The 2,129-nt window shown below is 49.0% G+C and carries 2 protein-coding genes; both read right to left on the bottom strand.

What is annotated here, in order from left to right:
* Window positions 1–615, bottom strand: a 615-nt coding sequence (locus tag GRP75_RS25095; protein ID WP_160790683.1) for a DegV family protein, incomplete at its 3' end; no start/stop codon positions are given.
* Between the two features lie 49 nt (window positions 616–664).
* Window positions 665–2,129 (bottom strand): DAK2 domain-containing protein (locus GRP75_RS25090; protein ID WP_160790682.1); only part of this gene is annotated, 1,465 nt, incomplete at its 5' end.

Raw genomic sequence — 2,129 nt, 5'->3', positions numbered from 1 at the left:
AACCGAATAAATAGTGCCTTCTTTGTCAATCGAAAGAATCGGTTTAATGTTAAGTAACGTACCAACCATTGCCGCTGCCTTGCCAATACGTCCGCCTTTTTGTAAGTATTCCAGGGTATCCACCAGGAAATACAAACGACGGCGCTCCCCACGACGTTCCACAGCCCGAACAATATCAGCCGGGGAGTGCCCGGCAGCCGCCAGCTCTGCCGCATAAACCACTAGCATGCCGTATCCGTATGAAGCTGATTTGGAATCCACCACAGTCACTCTATGTTCATGCTTCTCCAGCATGGATTTGCCCAGCAGAGCAGACTGATACGTTCCGCTCACACCCGAGGATAAATGGATAGAGATAACCTGGCTCTCGGGGTACTGCTCCAACAGCGTCGTGTATGTCTCCAAAAAACGGGCTGGTGAAGGCTGTGATGTCGTAGGTAGCTCATCAGCCCGTACTAGTTCGCTGTAAAACTGCGATGCTGACATCTCAATGCCGTCCAGGTAAGCTGTGCTGCCGAACATCACTGTCAATGGTACAACAACTATACCGAGACGGTCCGCTAATTCCGGTGGAATATCAGCCGTGCTATCCGTCAAAATGATGGTACTGCTCATCAGTCAGACCTCCTTTTGTTGTGGACTTCCATGGGCGTGCTAAAGCACATCAGGTTTCCACTGAGAACAAATAAGGATAAATCGGCTGACCACCTTCATGAACTTCCACTTCAGCATCCGCATAATTTTCTTCAAGCCATGCAACAAGCTGATCTGTGTCTTCTTGATTCGCGTCTGAACCTGTGAGAATCGTAACAATTTCATCGCCATTCACCAGCATTTTCGCTAGCAAAAGACGGGACGTTGCCATTAAGTGTTCCTCGGTCGCTACAATCTTGGAATCCTGAATACCGATGTAGTGCCCGGCTGTAATATGCAGGTCATCCAGTGTCGTATTCCGTACCGCGTAGGTCACTTGCCCAGACTTCACCCGGGTGACTGCGTCACGCATATTGTCCTGATTTACCTCAAAAGCCTCTTCCTCCTGGAAGGCAAATGCTGCCGCAATCCCCTGAGGAATTGTTTTGCTCGGAATAACCGACACCATACGTTCCATCTCTAGCAGTTCACGTGCTTGTTCTGCCGCCAAAATAATATTGGAATTATTCGGAAGAATAAAAATATGTTGAGCCGCAATCGAGCGCGCCGCATTAACGAAGTCCTCTGTGCTCGGATTCATTGTCTGGCCGCCAGAAAGGACAACATCGACGCCTAAACTTCTGAAAATATCAGCAATTCCTTCACCGGAAGCCACAGCTATAAAACCAAAGGATGCCAGTTCATGAGCGGGGGGCTCAGACGGCTCTTCCTCACGTGCAGGCTCTGTTGGTATTTCAGCAAACCACTCAGGCTCAGGAGCAACATCCATACCCGCAGACAACAAATCACGATGCTGCTCGCGCATATTTAAAATACGAATCTGTGTAATTTCTCCGTAGCGCAGTGCCAAATTCAGCACTTCACCAGGAGCCTTAGAATGCACGTGAACCTTGATGACATCATCGTCTGAAATTACGATAATAGAATCACCATCTACTGCTAACGCTTTCCGGAAGGCTTCCTCATCAAAATCGGTGCCTTGCGCTTCGCCCAATTGTCGATTAATAAAAAACTCCATATCATACAAAAATTCAATATTATCCGTTTCGAGCTTCGCTTGCGCAGAAATCGGCGCATCTGGGGAAGGAACAACTGCAGTAGCAGTAGGTCTCTCCGATACGTGAGGAGCAAAAACCGTGCGTACATTATCACTTTTTGCAGTTGAAGACGTCACCAAGCCGCTTCCAAGATGCTGCATAAAACCTTCATAAATGTACACAAGACCTTGCCCACCCGAATCTACAACTCCTACTTGCTTCAATACAGGGAGCATGTCCTGCGTCATGGCAAGCGTTTCCTTCGCTTTGGCAAGCACTTCTTCCATCAGTTCCGTGATGTCGTTCGTCCGGCGCGAGAAAAACACAGCATGCCTGGCCGCTTCCTTCGCCACGGTAAGAATTGTACCCTCCACCGGCTTAACAACCGCCTTGTAGGCCGCATCCACCCCGCTCTGCAATGCCGATGCGAACTGAAGG

This window comes from Paenibacillus sp. OT2-17, assembly GCF_009827695.1.
GTDB lineage: Bacteria > Bacillota > Bacilli > Paenibacillales > Paenibacillaceae > Paenibacillus > Paenibacillus polymyxa_B.
This window is presented reverse-complemented; position numbering and strand designations above follow the sequence as displayed.